This window comes from Microbacterium sp. BR1, from assembly GCF_002812725.1.
Lineage (GTDB): Bacteria > Actinomycetota > Actinomycetes > Actinomycetales > Microbacteriaceae > Microbacterium.
Window position 1 is genome coordinate 67,628 of record NZ_NMUN01000003.1, and the last position, 18,859, is coordinate 86,486.

Here is an 18,859-nt window from a genome sequence, read left to right on the forward strand (position 1 = left end):
CGTCGGCGCGAGCTCCGTCCGAGCGAGTGTGATGTCGTAGCCTGCGACTAGGGTGGTGCGGTGCCAGAAGCCGTCATCTCCGCAGACTCCCTCGTCAAGTCCTATCGAGTGAAGGGGAAGCCGGACTTCGTCGCCGTCGACGGGCTGAGCTTCGAGGTCGCTCCGGGGGAGTCGTTCGGGCTGCTCGGGCCCAACGGAGCAGGTAAGTCCACGACGATGAAGATGATCGGTGCCGTGTCGACGCGCACGAGCGGCGACCTGTCGATCCTGGGGCTCGATCCCGACCGGCACGGTCCAGACATCCGTTCGCGCCTGGGGGTCGTGCCGCAGCAGGACAACCTCGACGGCGAACTCAACGCCCGCGAGAACCTCTTCATCTACGGGCGCTACTTCGGTCTGCCCGCGAGCGTCTGCCGGCGGAAGGCCGACGAGCTGCTGGCCTTCGCCCAGCTCGAAGACAAGGCGACGAGCAAGGTCGATCAGCTCTCGGGCGGGATGAAGCGGCGCCTGACGATCGCGCGCGGACTCGTCAACGACCCGCGCATCCTGCTGCTCGACGAGCCGACGACCGGGCTCGACCCCCAGGCCCGGCATGTCCTCTGGGACCGGCTGTTCCGTCTGAAGGAGCGCGGCACGACCCTCGTGCTCACGACCCACTACATGGACGAGGCAGAGCAGCTCTGCGACCGCCTGATCGTCGTCGACAAGGGTCGCATCATGGCCGAGGGCACCCCCGCGTCCCTCATCCGCGCCCACTCGACGCGCGAGGTGCTCGAGGTGCGCTTCGGATCCGACCGCAACGCCGAGGTCGCGCCGCGACTCGAGGGCATCGGCGAGCGGGTCGAGGTGCTGCCCGACCGCGTGCTGATCTACACCGACAACGGCGAGCACGCGCTCGAGCGCATCACGCAGCTCGGACTCGAACCGATCACATCGCTCGTTCGCCGGTCGAGCCTGGAGGATGTCTTCCTGCGCCTCACCGGAAGGTCGCTGATCGAATGAGCGACCGGCTCGCCTCGCCCTCGCTCAACGACGCGCCGTCGCTCGACGAGCTGCGTCAGGAGGCCCTCGCGTGGGGTCGACGGCCTCGTGCGCGGGGCGCGTGGTACGTCACCGAGCACATGGTCCGGGCGATGCGGGCATACGGATGGACGATCGTCGTCGGTGCGCTCGGACAGCCGATCCTGTACCTGCTGGGTCTCGCGGTGGGCCTCGCCGCGCTGATCGACGTCCCGATCGTCGACGGCGGACGCGAGGTGTCGTACCTCGTGTTCGTCGCGCCCGCGCTGCTCATGACGGCGACGATCTCGGTCGCGAGCGAAGAGTTCACCTATCCGGTCATGGCCGGATTCAAGTGGCGCCGCTACTTCTTCGGCTTCAACGCGTCGCCGCTGTCGAGCGCCCAGATCGCGACGGGCGTCGTATTCGGGGCGACCGCCCGGATGGTGGTCGTCGCCGTCGCGTACTTCGCGTTCCTGTGCCTGTTCGGTGCGGTGCCACTGCTCGCGACCGGCTGGATCGCCGTGCTGGTCGGTCTGCTCGCCGGACTCGCCTTCGGAGCACCGCTCCTGGCCTACGCCTCATCGTTGCCGGACGATCGGGGCCAGTTCGCACTCGTCCAGCGCTTCGTCTTCATGCCGATGTTCCTGTTCTCGGGAACGTTCTACCCGCTCGTGACGCTGCCCGTGTGGCTGCAGTGGATCGGATGGATCTCACCGCTCTGGCACGCCACCGAGCTCGGTCGCGCTCTCACCTATGGGCGCGACGAATCGATCCTCATGATCGTCGTGCATATCGCCTACCTTACGACACTGTCGGTCGGCGGCTACCTGCTCGCCCGCCGGATCTTCACGCGGAGGCTCGCCCGATGAGCGCGGAAGTCATGACCGAAGCGCGGCCGGTCCGTGGCGGCGGGGTGCGCGCGCTCTGGGCGGGCAACCCCGGAGCGGTCGTGCAGCGAGGCCTGCTCGCCGCCCGCTCGTCGAGCTGGATCGTCGTTCTGTCGGGATTCTTCGAGCCCGTGTTCTACCTCGCCTCGATGGGCATCGGGCTGGGTGCGCTCATCGGAACCGTCGAGACATCCGCGGGTCTCGTCGTCTCGTATGCCGCCTTCATCGCGCCCGCCCTGCTCGCGGTGTCGGCCATGAACGGTGCGATCTACGACTCGACGTGGAACGTGTTCTTCAAGCTCAACTACGGCAAGCTCTACGAGGGGATGCTCGCGACCTCGCTCGGGCCGTTGGATGTCGCGCTCGGCGAGATCCTGTACGCCCTCCTGCGCGGGCTGCTCTACGCGACCGGATTCCTCATCATCATGCAGTTCGCGGGGCTCAACCTGTCGTGGACCGCGATCCTGGCCCTGCCGGCCGTCATGCTCATAGCCTTCGGGTTCGCGAGCCTCGGAATGGCCGTGACGAGCTATATGAAGGCGTTCCAGCACATGGACTGGATCAATTTCCTGCTGTTGCCGATGTTCCTGTTCTCGGCGACGTTCTACCCGATCACCGTGTACCCCGAGTGGGTGCAGGCGATCGTGCGCGCCCTACCGCTCTGGCACGGGGTCGAACTCGTCCGCGGGCTGACGACGGGGTCGCTGCACCCGGGGATGCTGTGGCACGTTCTCTACTACGTCGTGATGATCGCGATCGGCCTGGTGTTCACGACGAAGCGGCTGCGGGCCCTGTTCCTGGACTAGGAGCAGCTAGCGCCAGATGACCGCGATGCCCGCGTTGAGCAGGGTCAGCACGCCGATCGACCAGAACAGCGGCGGGGGGACGCTGCCGTTGCGGCGACCCCGCGCCTGACCGATGCCCATCAGGGCTCCGATGATCAGCAGGACGACGAGCTTCACGCCGATCTTGGCGTAGTTGAGGTCGTACTCGATGCCCCACGGAGCCGCGAGCGCGAGACCCGCGACCGCCGCGATCACGAGGCCGACGTACATCAGGCCCGTGATCTGGCGCTTTCCGCCCCAGGCCTGCGCGGCCCAGGCGCCGAACAGCAGCGCGAACCCGGTGAGGTGGACGAACACGACGATGTGACGCAAGATCTCCATGATGCCCACGGTAGGGCGGGTGGTCGCTTTTCGCCAGGAAGGCGGGCCTCACCCCGGCGGCCGCGATCGTCGATTGTGCGCGGGAGGGTCAGGCGCGTAGCGCCCGCAGCACGAGGGCCGTGCGGATGGCGGCATCCGCGGCCTCGTAACCCTTGTCCTCGCGCGAGCCCGGCAGACCCGCCCGGTCGATTCCCTGTTGCTCGTCGTCCAGTGTGAGCACGCCGAAGCCGACCGGCTTGCCGGTGTCCAGCGCGACACGCGTCAGACCATCGGTCGCGGCCGACGAGACGAACTCGAAGTGCGGGGTTCCGCCGCGAATGATGACGCCGAGAGCGACCACCGCATCGGCCCCGGCCTCGAGCGCTGCCTTGCTCGCTACCGGCAACTCGAACGAGCCGGGCACGCGCACGAGGGAGTGGTCGGCCCCGGCTTCGTCGAGTGCACGTGTCGCACCCGCGATCATGCCGTCGGTGATCTGCTGGTGCCACTCACCCGCGACGATCACGACCCGCATCCCCGTCGCATCCGGTCCTTCTCCGACCCGCACGGCGGGCGCCCCCTTACCGCTCATACGTCGTTTCCCGTCTTCATGTCGGCGAATGCGTCGGTGAGCTCCTGATCGGCGATCAAGTGACCCATCCGGTCGCGCTTGGTCTCGAGGTACTGGTGGTTGTTGGGGCCCACACCGACCAACAGGGGCACCTGCTCGACGATGTCGAGGCCGAACTCGCGCAGTTGATCGACCTTGTCGGGGTTGTTCGTCATGAGTCGCACACGCTCGACGCCGAGGTCCGCGAGGATACCTGCGGCGGCCGCGTAGTCGCGTGCATCGGCGGGAAGCCCGAGCGCGAGGTTCGCGTCGACGGTGTCGAGGCCCGCCTCTTGCAGGCTGTAGGCGCGCAGCTTGTTGATCAGTCCGATGCCGCGTCCCTCGTGGCCGCGCATGTAGACGACGATCCCGCCCTGCGCGTCGATCTTGTCGAGCGCGGCGTTCAACTGGGGACCGCACTCGCACTTGAGCGATCCGAATGCCTCGCCCGTCAGACACTCGGAATGCACGCGCACGAGCGGCGCATCCGAGATCTCGCCCGAGACGACGGCGAGATGGTCGGTACCCGTGACGCGATCCTTGTAGGCCAAGAACCGGAATGTCCCGTGGCGCGTCGGGACGAGCGACTCGGCACGAAGACTCACGCGGCGGCGGTGCACCGACTGCGCGTCGACCTGACGGGGCTCGTGTTCTTCGAGGTACGCGATGAGCTGTTCGATCGTGATGACGGGCACGTCGTCGCGCTCGCCGAGCTCCATCAGCCCGGGCAAGCGCATCATGCTGCCGTCCTCGGCAACGATCTCGGCGATCGCGCCGACGGGGCGCAGCCCGGCGAGCCGCATGAGCTCGACCGCCGCCTCGGTGTGCCCGCCTCGCTCGCGCACGCCGCCGTCGACGGCGCGGAGGGGCAGCACGTGCCCGGGGCGGGTGACGCTGCTCGGCGTCGAGTCAGGGTTCGCCAACACATTGAGGGTGTGGGCGCGGTCCGCGGCGCTGATCCCCGTCGAAATGCGGTCGGCGGCGTCGACACTGACGGTGTACGCCGTGCCCCGGGCATCCTCGTTGTGCGCCACCATGGGGGGCAGATCCAGCGCGTCGGCGATTTCGGCGGGCATGGGCGCGCAGATGAAGCCGGACGACCAGCGGACCGTCCACGCCACCCACTCGGGTGTTGCGAGTTCGGCAGAGAGGACGACATCGCCCTCGTTCTCTCGGTTCTCGTCGTCGGCGACGATCACCGGGCGTCCGGCGCGGAGTGCGTCGAGGGCCGCGGAAATGGGGGAAAGGCTCATCGTGAGCCTCCTTCACTCGGGGGTGTTGCGGTGAATGCGAGCATGCGCTGCACATGGCGGGCGAGGATGTCTGTTTCGAGATTGACGGCGTCACCGGGGACGCGCTCGGCGAGCGTGGTCGCCTCGAGCGTCTCGGGGATCAGGGAGACCTCGAGCCATGGCTCGGGCGCGCTCGGGTCGCTCACGGCGCTGACCGTCAGAGAGACGCCGTCGATGGCGATCGACCCCTTGTCGACGACCAGGGGTGCGAGGTTCGCGGGGACGCCGACGCGGAGGACCCGCCAGCGTTCGCCCGGTCGCACCTCGCGGATGACCCCCGTGCCATCGACGTGACCCTGAACGACGTGTCCGCCCAGGCGCGTGCCGACGGCCGTCGCGCGCTCGATGTTCACCGGGCGCCCGGGAGCGAGGTCCGCGAGCGTCGACATGTCGAGCGTCTGACGCATGACGTCCGCGGTGAACGACGCATCGTCGCTCTCGACGACGGTCAGGCAGACCCCGTTGACCGAGATCGAGTCGCCGTGCGAGGCATCCGATGTCGCCAGCGGCGCGCGGACGCTGAGTCGCACCCCGTCGCCCGAGGTTTCGATCGCCGTGACGGCGCCGATCTCTTCGATGATTCCGGTGAACACGTCAGTGGGTCCTTTCGTCGGGGCGGGTGGGTACGGGTTCGGCGACGAGCAGCAGGTCATCGCCCAGTCGTTGCACGTCGGTGAGCGCGAGGCGGCGCGCTTGCGACATGGTCTCGACGCCGATGTCGCCGATCGCCGTCTTCGTGCCCCCGATCAGCACCGGGGCGACGTAGGCCAACACGCGATCGGTCAGGCCCTCACGGATGAAGGAGCTCGCGAGCGTGGGTCCGCCCTCGACGAATACGCTCTGCACACCGCGTTCGCGCAGCTCGTCGAGTACGCCCCGTAGGTCGTGGGTGCGCGATTCGAGAACACCGCGTGGATGACTCCGCAGCGCCGCGTCCCGGGGCACCGGGCGCGTCCCGATCACGACGGGGAGGGGCTGGAACGGGGCGAGCTCGCCGTTCCCCAGGCGGGCGGTCAGGGCGGGGTCGTCGGCGAGCACTGTTCCCGTGCCGACGACGATCGCGTCCGCCTCCGCGCGACGACGGTGTACATCGGCGCGCGCATCCGACCCGGTGATCCACCTGCTCGAGCCGTCATCTGCGGCCGCGCGACCGTCGAGACTCTGCGCCCACTTGACGGTGACGAACGGGCGGCCGAGTCGCACGACCGTGAGCCACGACTCGAGCATCTCGGTGACCTCGTCGGCGCGCACGCCCCCCTCGACGTCTATGCCGTGGGCGCGCAGGCGGTCCGCGCCTCCGGCGGACGGCTCGGCCGGATCGGTCACCGCGTAGACGACGCGCGCCACCCCGGCTTCGATCAGGGCAACCGCGCACGGCCCGGTGCGACCCGTGTGGTTGCACGGCTCGAGAGTGACGACCATGGTCGCGCCCCGTGCCTCCGCGGGCGACAGGCGTGCGAGGGCCTCGATCTCGGCGTGCGGATTGCCCGCGCCCCGATGCCAACCCTCGGCGAGGACGTCGCCACTCGGGCTCAGGACGACGGCACCGACCTGCGGGTTGATGCCCCGGGGACCGAGGAGCGCCAACTCGCGCGCGCGGCCCATGGCCTGCCACTCGGTATCGCTGTACGTCATCCCGGATCCTTCGGTTCATCCGGGGTTGTCACAACAAGTTGCGTATCGGCGACCATCAAGATGGTCGCCGCGTGCTGCCTCTCATCCGGACTCGCGTGGTTTCCCACGCATCACCGTCGGTTCCGGAATTCCACCGGATCAACCTCAGCGCCGAAGCGCCGCAGTTCGCGGACTATCACCGCCGGTTCGGATTCTCACCGACCCCGGAGCACGTTATCGTTCTCGATCCTATCCAACGCCCAGACCGCCGGTGCATTCCCGGCCGAAACGGTGAGTCTCTACTTGAGAAGCCGCGACATCCGGCGGTCGGCCAGCACCTTGCCGCCGGTCTGGCAGGTCGCGCAGTATTCGAGCGAGTTGTCGGCGAAGAAGACGCTTCTCACGGTGTCCCCGCAGACGGGGCAGGCCTCACCCCGTCGCCCGTGCACGCGCATCCCGCGGCGCTTCGCATCCTTCAGATCGGCGGGCGGCTTGCCGGAGGCGGTGGACACGGCATCCTCGAGCGTCGCGCGCATCGCGTCGTACAGGCCCCGCACGTCGGCCGGGGTCAGCGAAGCAGCCAGGGCGTAGGGAGACATGCGTGCGACGTGGAGAACCTCGTCCGAATAGGCGTTGCCGATGCCCGCGATGATCGACTGGTCGCGCAGCACCCCCTTGATCTGAGTCCGTCGTCCCGCGAGCAGACCCGTGAGCGTCTCGGCCGTGAACGCGGGGTCGAGGGGGTCGGGTCCCAGCCGTGCGATGCCCGGAACGTCGGCCGGATCGCGCACGACGTACACGGCGAGCGACTTCTTCGTGCCGGCCTCGGTCAGATCGAATCCCGAGCCATCGCTCAGCGAGACCCGGACCGCGATGGGTGATCGCCCGGGCTTGACGAGGGTCGTCGGCACGGCGTCATACCAGCGCAGCCACCCCGCCTTGGCCAGGTGGAAGACCAGATGCAGTGGTTCGTCGGCGGGCCCGCGGCATCCGATGTCCACGAACTTGCCGGCGCGGTCGACCGAGACGACGGATGCCTCGTGCAGGGCGTGCACGGGCGGGTCGAAGGTCTTCAGAGCCGCGATCTGGGCCACCGATATGCGCGTCACGTTCAGCCCGACGATCCGTCCGCGCAGAAAATCGACGAGTCCCTGCACCTCGGGCATCTCCGGCATGGCGCCAATCCTGCCACGGGGCGCGGACGCCGGGCAGGTCCGATCGCGCGGGATCAGTCCAGCATGGGCCAGGGCTGAGGCGTGCGCTCGTCCGCGGGGAGCAGGCCCGCGATCCACCCGTCGTGCCGACCGCGCGGATCCGACAGACCCTGCCGCAGCAGACCCTCGTACCGGAAGCCGAGCGCGCGGGCGGCGCGGGCCGAGGGGACGTTGCCCGCTATGGCGCGCCACTGGATGCGCGCGAGCGAGAGCGGTTCGGTGAACGCGAAGTCGATCACGCGTGCGGCCGCCTCGGTCAGGTAGCCGTGGCCGCGAGCCGACTCCGCCATCCAGAATCCGATCTCGGCGTCACCGCCGACGGTGACGCCGTGGAGGCCGATGCCGCCCACCCATGCGCCGTCGACGCGGACCGCCCACGTCAGATCGGTGCCCGCTTCCCACCGCCGGGCGCTGAGCTCGACGAACTCTTCTGCGTCCGAGCGCGAGTACGGCGAGGGCAGCGTCGTCCAGCGGGGGACCGCGGGGTCCTGCGCCGCCTCGGTGATCGCGTCGATGTCGGACGCGACCGGAATGGACAGCTCGAGCCGTTCGGTGTGCAGGATGACGGGTTCCACCCCGCGACCCTATCTCGCGCCTGCCCTCTCCTCGATTTCGGGCCCCGCTCTCGCCTCGGCCCGGCTCGCCGTTCGCGATTCAGTCCCGGCGGGGTGGGCTCTCGGGCCCGGACTGCACGTCCGACCCGTGCGCTCGGGCCCCCAGCTCAAGAGCTCAGCGGCGGCGCAGCAACCCGACCCGTTCGTAGACGGTGTCGAGCGTCGAGTTCGCGACGGATTCGGCCCGGTCGGCGTTGGCGGCGAGCACCCGGTCGAGCTCCGCGGGATCATCGAGGAGCTCGAGCGCACGCGCCCGGACCGGCTCGAACTCCGACACGACGACGTCGGCGAGGCCCTTCTTGAAGTCGCCGTAGCCGCGCCCCGCATACTCGTCCTCGATCGACGGAATCTGGCGTCCCGTCAGAGCCGCATAGATCACGAGCAGGTTCGACACTCCGGGCTTGTTCTCGCGGTCGTACCGCACCGCACCCTCGCTGTCGGTCACGGCTCGCATGACCTTCTTGGCGGTAGCGGCCGGGTCGTCGAGCAACCAGAGCACGCCCGCGTCCGACTCCGCGGACTTCGACATCTTGGCGAGGGGGTTCTGCAGGTCGTAGATACGCGCCGATTCCTGCTGGATCATCGGCCTCGGCACACGGAAGGTCTCGCCGTACCGCGCGTTGAACCGCTCCGCGAGGTCGCGGGTCAGTTCGATGTGCTGCTTCTGGTCGTCGCCGACCGGCACGACGGCGGTCTGGTACAGCAGGATGTCGGCAGCCATCAGCACCGGATAGGTGAAGAGGCCGACGGATGTCGCATCCTGCCCGTAGCGGCTGGACTTGTCCTTGAACTGCGTCATCCGCCCGGCCTCGCCGAAACCGGTCAGCGTTCCGAGGATCCACGCCAGCTCGGCATGCGCGGGCACGTGCGACTGCACGTACAGCGTCGATTTGGATGGCTCGATCCCGGCGGCGATGTACTGCGCGGCCGTGCGGCGGGTCTTCTCGCGCAGCTCGGCCGGGTCGTTGGGCTGCGTGAGGGCGTGCAGGTCGACGACCGAGAAGAACGCATCGTACGACTCCTGCAGATCGCGCCACTGCAGCAAAGCACCGATGTAGTTACCGATCTGGAGGGAATCCGCCGAGGGCTGCATTCCGGAGTACAGGCGCGCTTTGGTCACCCATCGATTCTAGGTCGGGGGATGCTTCGGCTCGCGCGCGGTGCTACCGGCCGAGTGTGTAGTCGACGATGACCGGGGCGTGATCGCTCCAGCGCTCGGCGTACGCCGCGGCACGGGCGACCCGATAGTCGGTCACCCGGTCGGCGAGCGCCGGGGCCGCGAGCTGATAGTCGATGCGCCAGCCGGTGTCGTTGTCGAAGGCCTGACCCCGGTTCGACCACCACGTGTAGGGCCCGTCGACCTCGCCATGGAAACGGCGGCCGACGTCCACCCACCCGAGCCCCATTCCCACCGATCCGTCCACGCCCGTCACCGGCTCGCCCGCGGGCCCGAGGAAGCGGTCGAAGTACGCGCGTTCGCGGGGCAGGAACCCGGCCTTCTTGACGTTGCCCTTCCAGTTCTTGATGTCGAGCTGGCGATGGCCGACGTTCAGGTCGCCCATGATCACGGACAGCGAACCATCGGCGGCGAGCTCGGGCATCCGGCGCTCCATCGCATTCAGGAATCCGTACTTCGCATCCTGTCGGGGCGTGCCATCCTCGCCGGAGTGCACGTAGGCGCTCACGACGGTCAGCTGCTCGCCGTCGATGTCGAGGTCGGCCTCGATCCACCGGCCGCGCGAATCGACCGTCTCGTCGCCGAGCTCGATGCGCGAATCGGCGATCGGCAGCCGGGTTGCGATGGCGACGCCCGAGCGGCCCTTGGTCAGGGACTCGTCGTGCACGAGGTTCCAACCGGGTAGCGCGGACTCGACGTGAGTGCGCTCGGCGCGCACCTCTTGCAGCGCGAGGATGTCGACATCGGCACGGTCGAGCCATCAGGCATGCCGTTGCGCACCGCCGCTCGGATGCCGTTGACGTTGACAGAGGCGATGCGGATGGATCGAGGCACGCGCTCTACTGTAGCCACGGCCTCGGACATGCTTCGGACACCGCGGGACCGGCAAGGGCGGTCGGTGAGGCCGCGCGGGTCAGTCGAGCAGGAAGCCGCGCGGCTTGGGCTCCGGTGGGGGAGAGGCGCGCACCCGGGCCAGCTCGTCCTCGGCGCGTCGCACGTCGCGACCCGCACGCCATGCGCCATACCAGGGTGCCCCGTCGCGGGCGATGCGTGCGTCGCGCAGACGAACCTCGGTCGCCACGAGCAGTGCCCGGTATTCGTCGCGCAGTACCTCTTCTTCCGTGCGCTCGGTGAGGGCGAGGTTGCGGTCGGCCGCGCCCACCGCGATCCACGCCCCGGCGACCAGGATGACGACGCCGATCAGACGGAACCACAGCAAGAACCCGATCAGCACGGCGAAGGTCGCCAGCAGGGGGTTCGAAGGCGTGTAGATCAAGAGCACGCCCGCACCGACCTGGAGCACCGTGATGGCTGCGCCGCCGAGCAGCGCGCCCGGCCAGATCCGGTGCCAGGCGAGCGCCGCGCCCGTCAGGAACCGGAACAGGGCGGCCATCGCCGCGCCGTTGATCGCGAACGAGACGATGAGCGACACGGTTCGCGCGGTCACGTTCGACAGCACGCTCAGGTCACCGATCCCGAACCCGGTGAACAGCAGCGTCAGCGCCCAGGTGGCGATGCTGCTGACAGCGAAGCCGACGAGCAGCGCGACGGCGAGAATCGCGGCGGCGAGAAAATCGCGCGCCTTCAACAGGACGTAGGAGCGGCTGTCGAAGGGCAGGCCGAAGATGTCGCGGACCGCACGCCGGGCGTAGGTGATGAATCCGATCGCGGTCCAGACGACGACCACCAGCGCGACCGCACCGGTGATGCCGAGGGTTGTCGCCGTGTACGTCGTCACGGACTCGACCTGTTCGGGGGTGACCAGACCGTTCTCACTGATCAGGTTGGGAATGTACTCGTTGATGATGTCGATCATCCGGTTGATGGCCGCGGGGCTCGCACCGATCCACAGGCCGACGATCGCGAAGGCGAGATAGATCACGCCGAAGATCGCGAAGAGCGACTGGTAGCTCACCCCCGCGGCGAGCAGGAACCCGTTGTGGCGCAGGAAGTGCCGCCAGACACGAATCGGAAACCACGAGAGCGTCTGCCGCGTCAGCTGGGTCGCGCGCTGGACGGGCTCCTCGAGGCGGCGACGCAGGGCCTCTTGCGCCGACTCCCAGCGCCCGCCGGGGTCATCCGCTCCGCCGACGGAGTCACCGGATTCCGGTTCCTGATCGTCGGTCGGGCGGCGCGTACTCACGACTCCAGGCTAGCGAGCCCGGCCGTTCCCGCGTCGGCCGGACCCGTCGAACGGGCTACTTGCCGCGGAGGATGGCCTGCTTGACCTCGGCGATCGCCTGGGTCACCTGGATGCCTCGGGGGCACGCATCCGTGCAGTTGAAGGTCGTGCGGCAACGCCACACGCCCTCTTTGTCGTTCAGGATGTCGAGGCGCACGTCGCCCGCGTCGTCGCGCGAGTCGAAGATGAAGCGGTGCGCGTTGACGATCGCGGCGGGACCGAAGTACTGACCGTCGGTCCAGAACACGGGGCACGACGAGGTGCATGCGGCGCAGAGGATGCACTTGGTCGTGTCGTCGAAGATCTCGCGGTTCACGATCGACTGCACGCGCTCCTTGCCCGGCTCGGGCGTCGAGTTCGCGATCAGGAACGGTTTGACCTCGCGGTACGAGGCGAAGAACGGCTCCATATCGACGATCAGGTCCTTCTCGAGCGGCAGGCCCTTGATCGCCTCGACGTAGATCGGCTGCGAGATGTCGAGATCCTTGATCAGGGTCTTGCACGCGAGCCGGTTGCGTCCGTTGATGCGCATCGCGTCGGATCCGCAGATCCCGTGGGCGCACGAGCGGCGGAAGGACAGCGACCCGTCGACCTCCCACTTGATCTTGTGCAGGGCGTCGAGCACGCGGTCGGTCGAGTAGAGCTCGACGTCGTAGTCGACCCAGCGCGGTTCGTCGTCCACTTCGGGATCGAAGCGGCGGACGATGAACGTCACCAGGAAGGACTGGATGCCCGTGTCGTTGACGACCTCGGTCTCGGCAGGAGTTTCGGTCGTTTCGACGAGGGTGGCGGACATCAGTACTTCCTCTCCATCGGCTGGTAGCGCGTGATCACGACGGGTTTCCAATCGAGCGAGATGTGGTCGTCTGCTTTGGACGAGTGCGGGTCGCCGGTGAGGTAGGCCATGGTGTGCTTCATGTAGACCTCGTCGTCGCGCTTGGGGAAGTCGTCGCGCATGTGGCCGCCGCGGCTCTCCTTGCGGTTGCGGGCGGTGACGACCACGACCTCGGCGATGTCGAGCAGGAATCCGAGTTCGACGGCCTCGAGCAGGTCGGTGTTGTAGCGCTTGCCCTTGTCGTCGACGTGGATGTTCATGAAGCGCTCGCGGAGCTCTTCGATGACCCCGAGCACGTGCGTCAGGGACTCCTCGGTGCGGAATACCTGGGCGTTCTTGTCCATCTCTTCCTGCAGCTTCTTGCGCAGGACCGAGATCCGCTCGGTTCCGGTGCCGGCGCGCAGTCCCTCGATGAGGTCGCGCACCGCGCCCGCGGGGTCTTCCGGGAGCGGCACGAACTCGGCGGTCTTGACGTACTCGACGGCGTTCTTGCCGGCCCGCTTGCCGAAGACGTTGATGTCGAGCAGCGAGTTGGTGCCGAGACGGTTCGAGCCGTGCACCGAGACGCACGCGCACTCGCCGGCGGCATAGAGGCCGGGAACGACCGTGTCGTTGTCGGCGAGTACCTCGGCCGCGACGTTGGTCGGGATGCCGCCCATCGCGTAGTGCGCGGTCGGCATGACGGGAACCGGCTCGACGACCGGGTCGACGCCCAGGTACGTGCGTGCGAACTCGGTGATGTCGGGGAGCTTGGTCTCGAGGACCTCGGCGCCGAGGTGGGTGCAGTCGAGCAGCACGTAGTCCTTGTGGGGACCCGCGCCGCGGCCCTCCGCGACCTCCTGCTGCATACAGCGACTGACGATGTCACGCGGTGCGAGGTCCTTGATGGTCGGCGCGTAGCGTTCCATGAAACGCTCGCCGGAGGCGTTGCGGAGGATGGCTCCTTCACCGCGCGCTCCCTCGGTCAGGAGGATGCCGAGGCCGGCCAGTCCGGTCGGGTGGAACTGGAAGAACTCCATGTCCTCGAGCGGCAGGCCCTTCCGCCAGACGATGCCGACGCCGTCGCCCGTGAGCGTGTGCGCGTTGGAGGTCGTCTTGTAGATCTTGCCGAACCCGCCGGTCGCGAAGATGACCGCCTTGGAGTGGAAGACGTGCAGGTCACCCGTGGCGAGTTCGTACGCGACGACGCCGGACGTCTGGGTCTTGCCCTCGGCATCCTTCGACGTCAGCAGATCGAGCACGTAGAACTCGTTGAAGAAGTTGATGCCGAGCTTGACGCAGTTCTGGAACAGCGTCTGCAGGATCATGTGACCCGTGCGGTCGGCTGCGTAGCAGGCGCGGCGAACGGGCGTCTTGCCGTGGTCGGCCGTGTGGCCACCGAAGCGGCGCTGGTCGATCTTGCCCTCGGGGGTGCGATTGAAGGGCAGGCCCATGTTCTCGAGGTCGATGACCGCGTCGATCGCCTCTTTCGCGAGGATCTCGGCCGCGTCCTGGTCGACCAGGTAGTCGCCGCCCTTGACGGTGTCGAAGGTGTGCCACTCCCACGAGTCCTCTTCGACGTTCGCCAGCGCCGCGGCCATGCCGCCCTGCGCGGCGCCCGTGTGCGAGCGCGTCGGGTAGAGCTTCGAGATCACCGCGGTCTTGGCGTGCGGGCCGGCCTCGATCGCCGCACGCATGCCGGCGCCGCCGGCGCCGACGATGACGATGTCGAACTGATGGTGGTGCACGTCGGTCTTGCGATCGGTGCCGGTCACGGTCGTCGTCACAGTGAGGTTGCCTTACGTAGAGGGGGTCGTCGAGGAGCGTGTCAGGCCGCGGCCTGGCACGACTCCCACAGGGTGCTCGATTCGGTGACCCCGATGCAGGGGTCGAAGGTGAAGACCACGAGCGTGCCGAGGATGATGAGGAACGCGGCGGACAGTCCGATCGCCCAGACCAGCACGCGACGCGCGGTCGGGTGCGCCACGTAGTCGTTGACGATGGTGCGCATGCCGTTGCCGCCATGGATCAGCGCGAGCCACAGCATGGCGACGTCCCACCACTGCCAGAGCGGGTTCGCCAGCTTGCCCGCGACGAAGCCGAAGTCGATGCCGTGGATGCCGTCGCCGACCATCAGGTTGGCGAACAGATGGCCGAAGATCAGGACGACCAGGATCGCGCCGGAGACGCGCATGTAGACCCAACCCCACTTTTCGAGGTTGATGCCGCGGCGCTTCGGCCGGGCGTAGGGCGATCGGGGCGCCGCGAGCGTGTCAGCGGTCATCAGTGCCCACCTCCCGAGAAGACGTTGATGAGATGTCGGGGTGTGAATGCGGCCATCGTGACGAACCAGACGCCGAGGACGATCCAGAACATCTGACGCTGGTATTTCGCCCCCTTCGACCAGAAGTCGATCAGGATGATGCGCAGGCCGTTGAACGCGTGGTACGCGATCGCCGCGACCAGGAAGACCTCGCCGATACCCATGATCGGGTTCTTGTAGGTACCGATGACCGCGTCGTATGCCTCGGGTGACACGCGGATGAGCGCGGTGTCGAGCACGTGCACCAGCAGGAAGAAGAAGATCGCGACGCCGGTGATGCGGTGTAGAACCCAGGACCACATGCCTTCGCGGCCACGATAGAGCGTGCCGGCGGGGCGCTTGGAGGTGGTCTCTGAGATCGACAGTGCCTGGCGGGTGTCTGCGGACACGGTCGTCCTCCCTGATCGGTGCGAGGTACGGATGCGCCGAGCCGACGCGGCCCGAACACTACGAACATCCTATTCCCGGTCGACGACGGTAAGGCGATTAGGTCACCCTAACTATCTCGATGTCGAGAGAGTTCGGGCGGGTTCGATGGCAGGGGAGCGCCCCGGCTACCCTGGCTGCATGGCACATCCGATCGAAGGCTTCTACGCCGTCATCCCGGCGGGCGGTGTGGGTAGCAGGCTGTGGCCGCTCTCTCGCGCCGACGCCCCGAAGTTCCTGCACGACCTGACGGGGTCGGGGCAGACGCTCCTGCGCGACACCTGGGACAGGCTCGCGCCGCTGGCGGGGGACGACCGCATCGCCGTCGTCACGGGTCGCGCCCACCGCGCGGCCGTGGAGGCGGAGCTGCCGGACATCACGGACGCCAACGTGCTGCTCGAATCCGAGCCCCGCGATTCCGCGGCCGCGATCGGGCTGGCGGCCGCCGTTCTGTCGCGCCGCGAGCCCGACGTGATCATCGGCTCGTTCGCGGCCGATCACGTCATCCGCGGCGTGCGGACGTTCGAGTTCGCGGTGCAGCAGGCGGTTTCCGTCGCGCGCGAGGGGTACATCTGCACGATCGGCATACAACCCTCCGAACCATCCGTCGGCTTCGGCTACATCAAGAAGGGCGACGAGCTGGTCGTCGACGGGGCGCCCGAGGCGGCCGCCGTCGAGCGATTCGTCGAGAAGCCCGACCTCGAAACCGCCAAGCAGTACTTCGCGGACCGCTCCTATCTGTGGAACGCGGGAATGTTCATCTCGCGTGCCGACGTGCTGCTCGCCGAGATCGAGCGCAACGAGCCCGAACTCCACGCGGGGCTCATGGAACTCGCCGAGGCGTGGGACGATCGCGATCGCCGCGGTCCCGTGGTCGACCGTGTCTGGCCGCGGCTGAAGAAGATCGCGATCGACTACGCCGTGGCGGAGCCGGCCGCCGAACGGGGACGTCTGGCCGTCATCCCGGGGCACTTCGACTGGGACGACGTCGGGGACTTCGCCAGCCTGGCGAAACTGAACTCCCACGGCCGAGGCGAGCTCGCCATCCTCGGCGGCAACGCGCGAGTGCTGGCGGATGCCTCGAGCGGCATCGTCGTCTCGCAGACCAAGCGCGTCATCAGCGTCATCGGGGTGCAGGACATCGTGATCGTCGACACCGAGGACGCGCTGCTCGTCACGACGAGCGAGCACGCCCAGCGCGTCAAGGGCGTCGTGGATGCCCTGAAGCTCAGTGGACAGGGCCAAGTCCTGTGACCGCAGATGCGGTTGCCGAGGCCGTCGACGCACAGAGCCCGATCCCTCTCGTCATCGACACCGACACGGCGCAGGATGACTGTGTCGCCCTGCTCGTCGGGCTGCTCGATCCGGCCGCGGACCTGCTCGCCATCACGATGGTGGCGGGTAACGTCGGGTTCGACCAGCAGGTGCGCAACGCCCACCTGACGCTCGCCGCCGCGGGCCGCCTCGGCGAGGTGCCGATCCACCTCGGCTGCCGGCGTCCGCTCGTGCGCGACTGGGTCTCGGCCGAGAACGTCCACGGCGACGGCTCCGGCGGTCTCTCGATCGACGAGGACGGCCTCGAGGTGTCCGCCGAACACGGGGTAGACGCCCTCATCCGCTTGGCCGCCGAGAACCCGGGTACGCTCCGGATCGTCGCGATCGGGCCGCTGACGAACATCGCCACGGCGCTCGTGAAAGACCCCGACTTCGTCCGGAACGTCGGCGAGCTCTACATCATGGGCGGCTCGAACAACGGGCGGGGCAACATCACGGCCGCGGCCGAGTACAACTTCTACGTCGACCCCGAGGCCGCCAAGGCCGTCTTCGCCGCGGGCTTCGACATCACCGTCATCCCGTGGGACCCGCTGACCCTGCGCGATGCGGTCTTCTCGCGCGACCGGCTTGCCGAGCTCGCCGAGATCGGAACGCCCCTCGCGGCCTTCTTCACGCGCATCGTCGACACCACGCTGGCGTTCGACGAGTCGGTCGGCATCCCGGGGTCGACGCATCCCGACTCGCTCACAGCGGCCGTGCTGGTGCGTCCCGAGCTCGTTCTCGAGTCGTCGCGATACGCCGTCGACGTCGAGACGGGGTCGGACCTGACACGTGGCTATTCGGCGATGTCCTGGGGAGTGCACGACCTGGAGCCGAACGCCCGCGTCATCGAGCGCGTCGACGCGGACGGATTCTTCGGCTACATCCGTCGGTTGCTTGCCGCGCACGTCGCCCCGAGCAGGTCTATCCGCGGGTTCTGACGTCACGTTCGCGGCCGCATGCGATGGGGCCGCGAACGGTCATGTTTCGGATCGGTAGCGCTTTGATAACGCTTCGCGCCCAGAGCCCGTCAGCGGTGTCGGGAGTCGCGTCACACGACGTAACGTTTCTTTGTCCGTCCCGGCTCGCTTCGCGTTCCCGGGGCTGAACCAAGAGAGGAATCCCGTGAAATCATTCACCCGCAAGCGCGCGCTCGGCGCCGCAGCGATCGCCGGCGTCGCCGCCCTCATGCTCACCGCCTGTGGTGCCGCCCCCGAGGACGACGCGAGCGGCTCGCCCGCTGCCGACACCGACTTCCTGGCCTGCGCCGTCTCCGACGAGGGCAGCTGGAACGACAAGAGCTTCAACGAGGCGGCCTACGGCGGCCTCGTCAAGGCCGAGGACGAACTGGGCGTCGAGATCCAGGGCCTGGAGTCCTCCAGCGGTGAAGACTTCGAGCCCAACCTGACCGCGATGGTCGAGGCAGGCTGCGACGTGACTTTCGCCGTCGGCTTCAACTTCTCGATCAATGACGTCATGACCAACGTCGCGAACGACAACCCCGACGCGCACTTCGTCTGGATCGACGGCTGGAACTCGGGCGAGACCAACCTCAAGCCCATCCAGTACTCGATGGCCGAGTCCAGCTTCCTCGCGGGCTACCTCGCCGCGGCCTACTCGACGACCAAGACGGTCGGCACGTACGGCGGCATGGACATCGACGCCGTCACCGTCTTCATGAAGGGCTTCGAGAACGGCGCGAAGTACTACGAGAAGGAGACCGGCACCCCGGTCACCGTCGTCGGCATGACCGACTTCGTGGGCGACTTCGAGAACACCGGCCTGGCCAAGTCGATCTCTGAGGGCCAGCTCACCGCCGGCGCCGACGTGATCTTCCCGGTCGCCGGTGGCCTGTTCACGGCCACCGCCGAGGCGATCCGCGAGTCCGGCGGCAACGCCGTCATGCTCGGTGTCGACAAGGACATCGCCGTCACGCAGCCCGAGCTCGCCGACATCACGCTGACCTCGGTCGAGAAGCGCATGACTCAGGCCGTGTTCGACGTCATCCAGGCGCTCGCCGACGGTGAGGCGTTCGACATCGAGCCCTACATCGGCACCCTGGCGAACGACGGCACCGCGCTCAGCAGCTTCGGCGAGTTCGACGACAAGGTCTCGGACGAGATCAAGACGAAGCTCGACGAGCTGAAGGCCGGCATCATCGACGGGTCGATCGACCCGCTCGCTGCGCCGTAACGACACGAGCGCCGAAACGACGCACGCACGCATTCCGGGGCGGCCGATCGGT

19 protein-coding genes, 1 pseudogene and 1 riboswitch are annotated in these 18,859 nt (G+C 68.0%); of the genes and pseudogenes, 6 read left to right on the forward strand and 14 right to left on the reverse strand.

From position 1 onward, the window contains the following. Nucleotides 1-60 precede the first annotated feature (60 nt). Genes CGU35_RS03045 through CGU35_RS03055 form a run of 3 tightly spaced genes read left to right on the forward strand, consistent with a single transcriptional unit; the run spans nt 61 to nt 2,695 of the window. Nucleotides 61-1,002, forward strand: a complete 942-nt coding sequence (locus CGU35_RS03045; protein WP_100810161.1) for an ABC transporter ATP-binding protein — start codon at nt 61-63, stop codon at nt 1,000-1,002. Then, on the forward strand, nt 999-1,871 hold the full coding sequence (locus CGU35_RS03050) for an ABC transporter permease (protein ID WP_100810162.1): 873 nt from the start codon (nt 999-1,001) through the stop codon (nt 1,869-1,871). Before CGU35_RS03045 ends, CGU35_RS03050 begins: the two co-directional genes overlap by 4 nt. Next, nucleotides 1,868-2,695, forward strand: a complete 828-nt coding sequence (locus CGU35_RS03055) for an ABC transporter permease (RefSeq protein WP_181003444.1) — start codon at nt 1,868-1,870, stop codon at nt 2,693-2,695. Before CGU35_RS03050 ends, CGU35_RS03055 begins: the two co-directional genes overlap by 4 nt. Nucleotides 2,696-2,701: 6 nt before the next feature. Here CGU35_RS03055 and CGU35_RS03060 read toward each other — a convergent pair whose 3' ends face one another. From CGU35_RS03060 to sdhC, 14 genes and pseudogenes are all read right to left on the reverse strand, one after another. Then, a complete protein-coding gene (locus tag CGU35_RS03060; RefSeq protein ID WP_100810163.1) occupies nt 2,702-3,055 on the reverse strand; it encodes a Fe-S protein in 354 nt (117 codons plus the stop codon). Nucleotides 3,056-3,143: 88 nt separating this feature from the next. Continuing rightward, nucleotides 3,144-3,626: a 6,7-dimethyl-8-ribityllumazine synthase gene (ribH, locus tag CGU35_RS03065; RefSeq protein ID WP_100810164.1), complete on the reverse strand. Its 483-nt coding sequence runs from the start codon at nt 3,624-3,626 to the stop codon at nt 3,144-3,146. Beyond that, on the reverse strand, nt 3,623-4,897 hold the full coding sequence (gene ribA / locus CGU35_RS03070) for a GTP cyclohydrolase II (protein ID WP_100810165.1): 1,275 nt from the start codon (nt 4,895-4,897) through the stop codon (nt 3,623-3,625). The genes ribH and ribA overlap by 4 nt, the downstream gene beginning before the upstream one ends. Continuing rightward, nucleotides 4,894-5,529: a riboflavin synthase gene (locus tag CGU35_RS03075; protein WP_100810166.1), complete on the reverse strand. Its 636-nt coding sequence runs from the start codon at nt 5,527-5,529 to the stop codon at nt 4,894-4,896. The genes ribA and CGU35_RS03075 overlap by 4 nt, the downstream gene beginning before the upstream one ends. A gap of 1 nt (nt 5,530) precedes the next feature. Beyond that, nucleotides 5,531-6,571 (reverse strand): bifunctional diaminohydroxyphosphoribosylaminopyrimidine deaminase/5-amino-6-(5-phosphoribosylamino)uracil reductase RibD, encoded by a 1,041-nt coding sequence (gene ribD / locus CGU35_RS03080; RefSeq protein ID WP_100810167.1) that lies wholly within the window; start codon nt 6,569-6,571, stop codon nt 5,531-5,533. Between the two features lie 68 nt (nt 6,572-6,639). Then, nucleotides 6,640-6,786, reverse strand: a riboswitch (FMN riboswitch). Between the two features lie 63 nt (nt 6,787-6,849). After that, nucleotides 6,850-7,725, reverse strand: coding sequence for an Fpg/Nei family DNA glycosylase (locus CGU35_RS03085; protein WP_100810168.1), 876 nt, complete (start codon nt 7,723-7,725; stop codon nt 6,850-6,852). 53 nt (nt 7,726-7,778) lie between these two features. Beyond that, complete coding sequence (locus CGU35_RS03090) at nt 7,779-8,339, reverse strand: GNAT family N-acetyltransferase (RefSeq protein ID WP_100810169.1); 561 nt, start codon at nt 8,337-8,339, stop codon at nt 7,779-7,781. A gap of 154 nt (nt 8,340-8,493) precedes the next feature. Next, nucleotides 8,494-9,498 (reverse strand): tryptophan--tRNA ligase, encoded by a 1,005-nt coding sequence (gene trpS / locus CGU35_RS03095; RefSeq protein WP_100810170.1) that lies wholly within the window; start codon nt 9,496-9,498, stop codon nt 8,494-8,496. A gap of 43 nt (nt 9,499-9,541) precedes the next feature. Then, nucleotides 9,542-10,419 (reverse strand): annotated as a pseudogene (locus CGU35_RS03100) (exodeoxyribonuclease III). A 49-nt stretch (nt 10,420-10,468) separates the two neighbouring features. Next, the gene (locus tag CGU35_RS03105) at nt 10,469-11,698 is read right to left on the reverse strand and encodes a YihY/virulence factor BrkB family protein (protein ID WP_100810171.1); all 1,230 of its coding nucleotides are present in this window, start codon (nt 11,696-11,698) and stop codon (nt 10,469-10,471) included. 55 nt (nt 11,699-11,753) lie between these two features. Further along, the gene (locus CGU35_RS03110; protein ID WP_100810172.1) at nt 11,754-12,533 is read right to left on the reverse strand and encodes a succinate dehydrogenase iron-sulfur subunit; all 780 of its coding nucleotides are present in this window, start codon (nt 12,531-12,533) and stop codon (nt 11,754-11,756) included. After that, the gene (sdhA, locus tag CGU35_RS03115) at nt 12,533-14,338 is read right to left on the reverse strand and encodes a succinate dehydrogenase flavoprotein subunit (RefSeq protein WP_100810173.1); all 1,806 of its coding nucleotides are present in this window, start codon (nt 14,336-14,338) and stop codon (nt 12,533-12,535) included. The genes CGU35_RS03110 and sdhA overlap by 1 nt, the downstream gene beginning before the upstream one ends. Before the next feature lie 41 nt (nt 14,339-14,379). Beyond that, nucleotides 14,380-14,835, reverse strand: a complete 456-nt coding sequence (locus CGU35_RS03120) for a succinate dehydrogenase hydrophobic membrane anchor subunit (protein WP_100810174.1) — start codon at nt 14,833-14,835, stop codon at nt 14,380-14,382. After that, the gene (sdhC, locus tag CGU35_RS03125) at nt 14,835-15,263 is read right to left on the reverse strand and encodes a succinate dehydrogenase, cytochrome b556 subunit (RefSeq protein ID WP_269800316.1); all 429 of its coding nucleotides are present in this window, start codon (nt 15,261-15,263) and stop codon (nt 14,835-14,837) included. Before sdhC ends, CGU35_RS03120 begins: the two co-directional genes overlap by 1 nt. Nucleotides 15,264-15,441: 178 nt before the next feature. On the opposite strand from sdhC, the gene CGU35_RS03130 reads away from it, so the two are divergent. The 3 genes from CGU35_RS03130 (at nt 15,442) to CGU35_RS03140 (ending at nt 18,807) form a co-directional block, all read left to right on the forward strand. Then, nucleotides 15,442-16,554 carry a mannose-1-phosphate guanylyltransferase gene (locus CGU35_RS03130; RefSeq protein ID WP_100810175.1) on the forward strand — a complete coding sequence of 371 codons (1,113 nt, stop codon included), beginning with the start codon at nt 15,442-15,444 and terminating at the stop codon, nt 16,552-16,554. Next, nucleotides 16,551-17,555: a nucleoside hydrolase gene (locus CGU35_RS03135; RefSeq protein WP_232711125.1), complete on the forward strand. Its 1,005-nt coding sequence runs from the start codon at nt 16,551-16,553 to the stop codon at nt 17,553-17,555. The genes CGU35_RS03130 and CGU35_RS03135 overlap by 4 nt, the downstream gene beginning before the upstream one ends. A gap of 184 nt (nt 17,556-17,739) precedes the next feature. After that, nucleotides 17,740-18,807, forward strand: a complete 1,068-nt coding sequence (locus CGU35_RS03140) for a BMP family lipoprotein (RefSeq protein WP_100810176.1) — start codon at nt 17,740-17,742, stop codon at nt 18,805-18,807. Nucleotides 18,808-18,859 lie beyond the last annotated feature (52 nt).

Coding starts and splice junctions, on each gene's coding strand:
- CGU35_RS03050 (WP_100810162.1), top strand. CDS start 999: ATGAGCGACCGGCTCGCCTCGCCCTCGCTCAACGACGCGCCGTCGCTC.
- CGU35_RS03055 (WP_181003444.1), top strand. CDS start 1,868: ATGAGCGCGGAAGTCATGACCGAAGCGCGGCCGGTCCGTGGCGGCGGG.
- CGU35_RS03060 (WP_100810163.1), bottom strand. CDS start 3,055: ATGGAGATCTTGCGTCACATCGTCGTGTTCGTCCACCTCACCGGGTTC.
- ribH (WP_100810164.1), bottom strand. CDS start 3,626: ATGAGCGGTAAGGGGGCGCCCGCCGTGCGGGTCGGAGAAGGACCGGAT.
- ribA (WP_100810165.1), bottom strand. CDS start 4,897: ATGAGCCTTTCCCCCATTTCCGCGGCCCTCGACGCACTCCGCGCCGGA.
- ribD (WP_100810167.1), bottom strand. CDS start 6,571: ATGACGTACAGCGATACCGAGTGGCAGGCCATGGGCCGCGCGCGCGAG.
- CGU35_RS03085 (WP_100810168.1), bottom strand. CDS start 7,725: ATGCCGGAGATGCCCGAGGTGCAGGGACTCGTCGATTTTCTGCGCGGA.
- CGU35_RS03110 (WP_100810172.1), bottom strand. CDS start 12,533: ATGTCCGCCACCCTCGTCGAAACGACCGAAACTCCTGCCGAGACCGAG.
- CGU35_RS03120 (WP_100810174.1), bottom strand. CDS start 14,835: ATGACCGCTGACACGCTCGCGGCGCCCCGATCGCCCTACGCCCGGCCG.
- CGU35_RS03130 (WP_100810175.1), top strand. CDS start 15,442: ATGGCACATCCGATCGAAGGCTTCTACGCCGTCATCCCGGCGGGCGGT.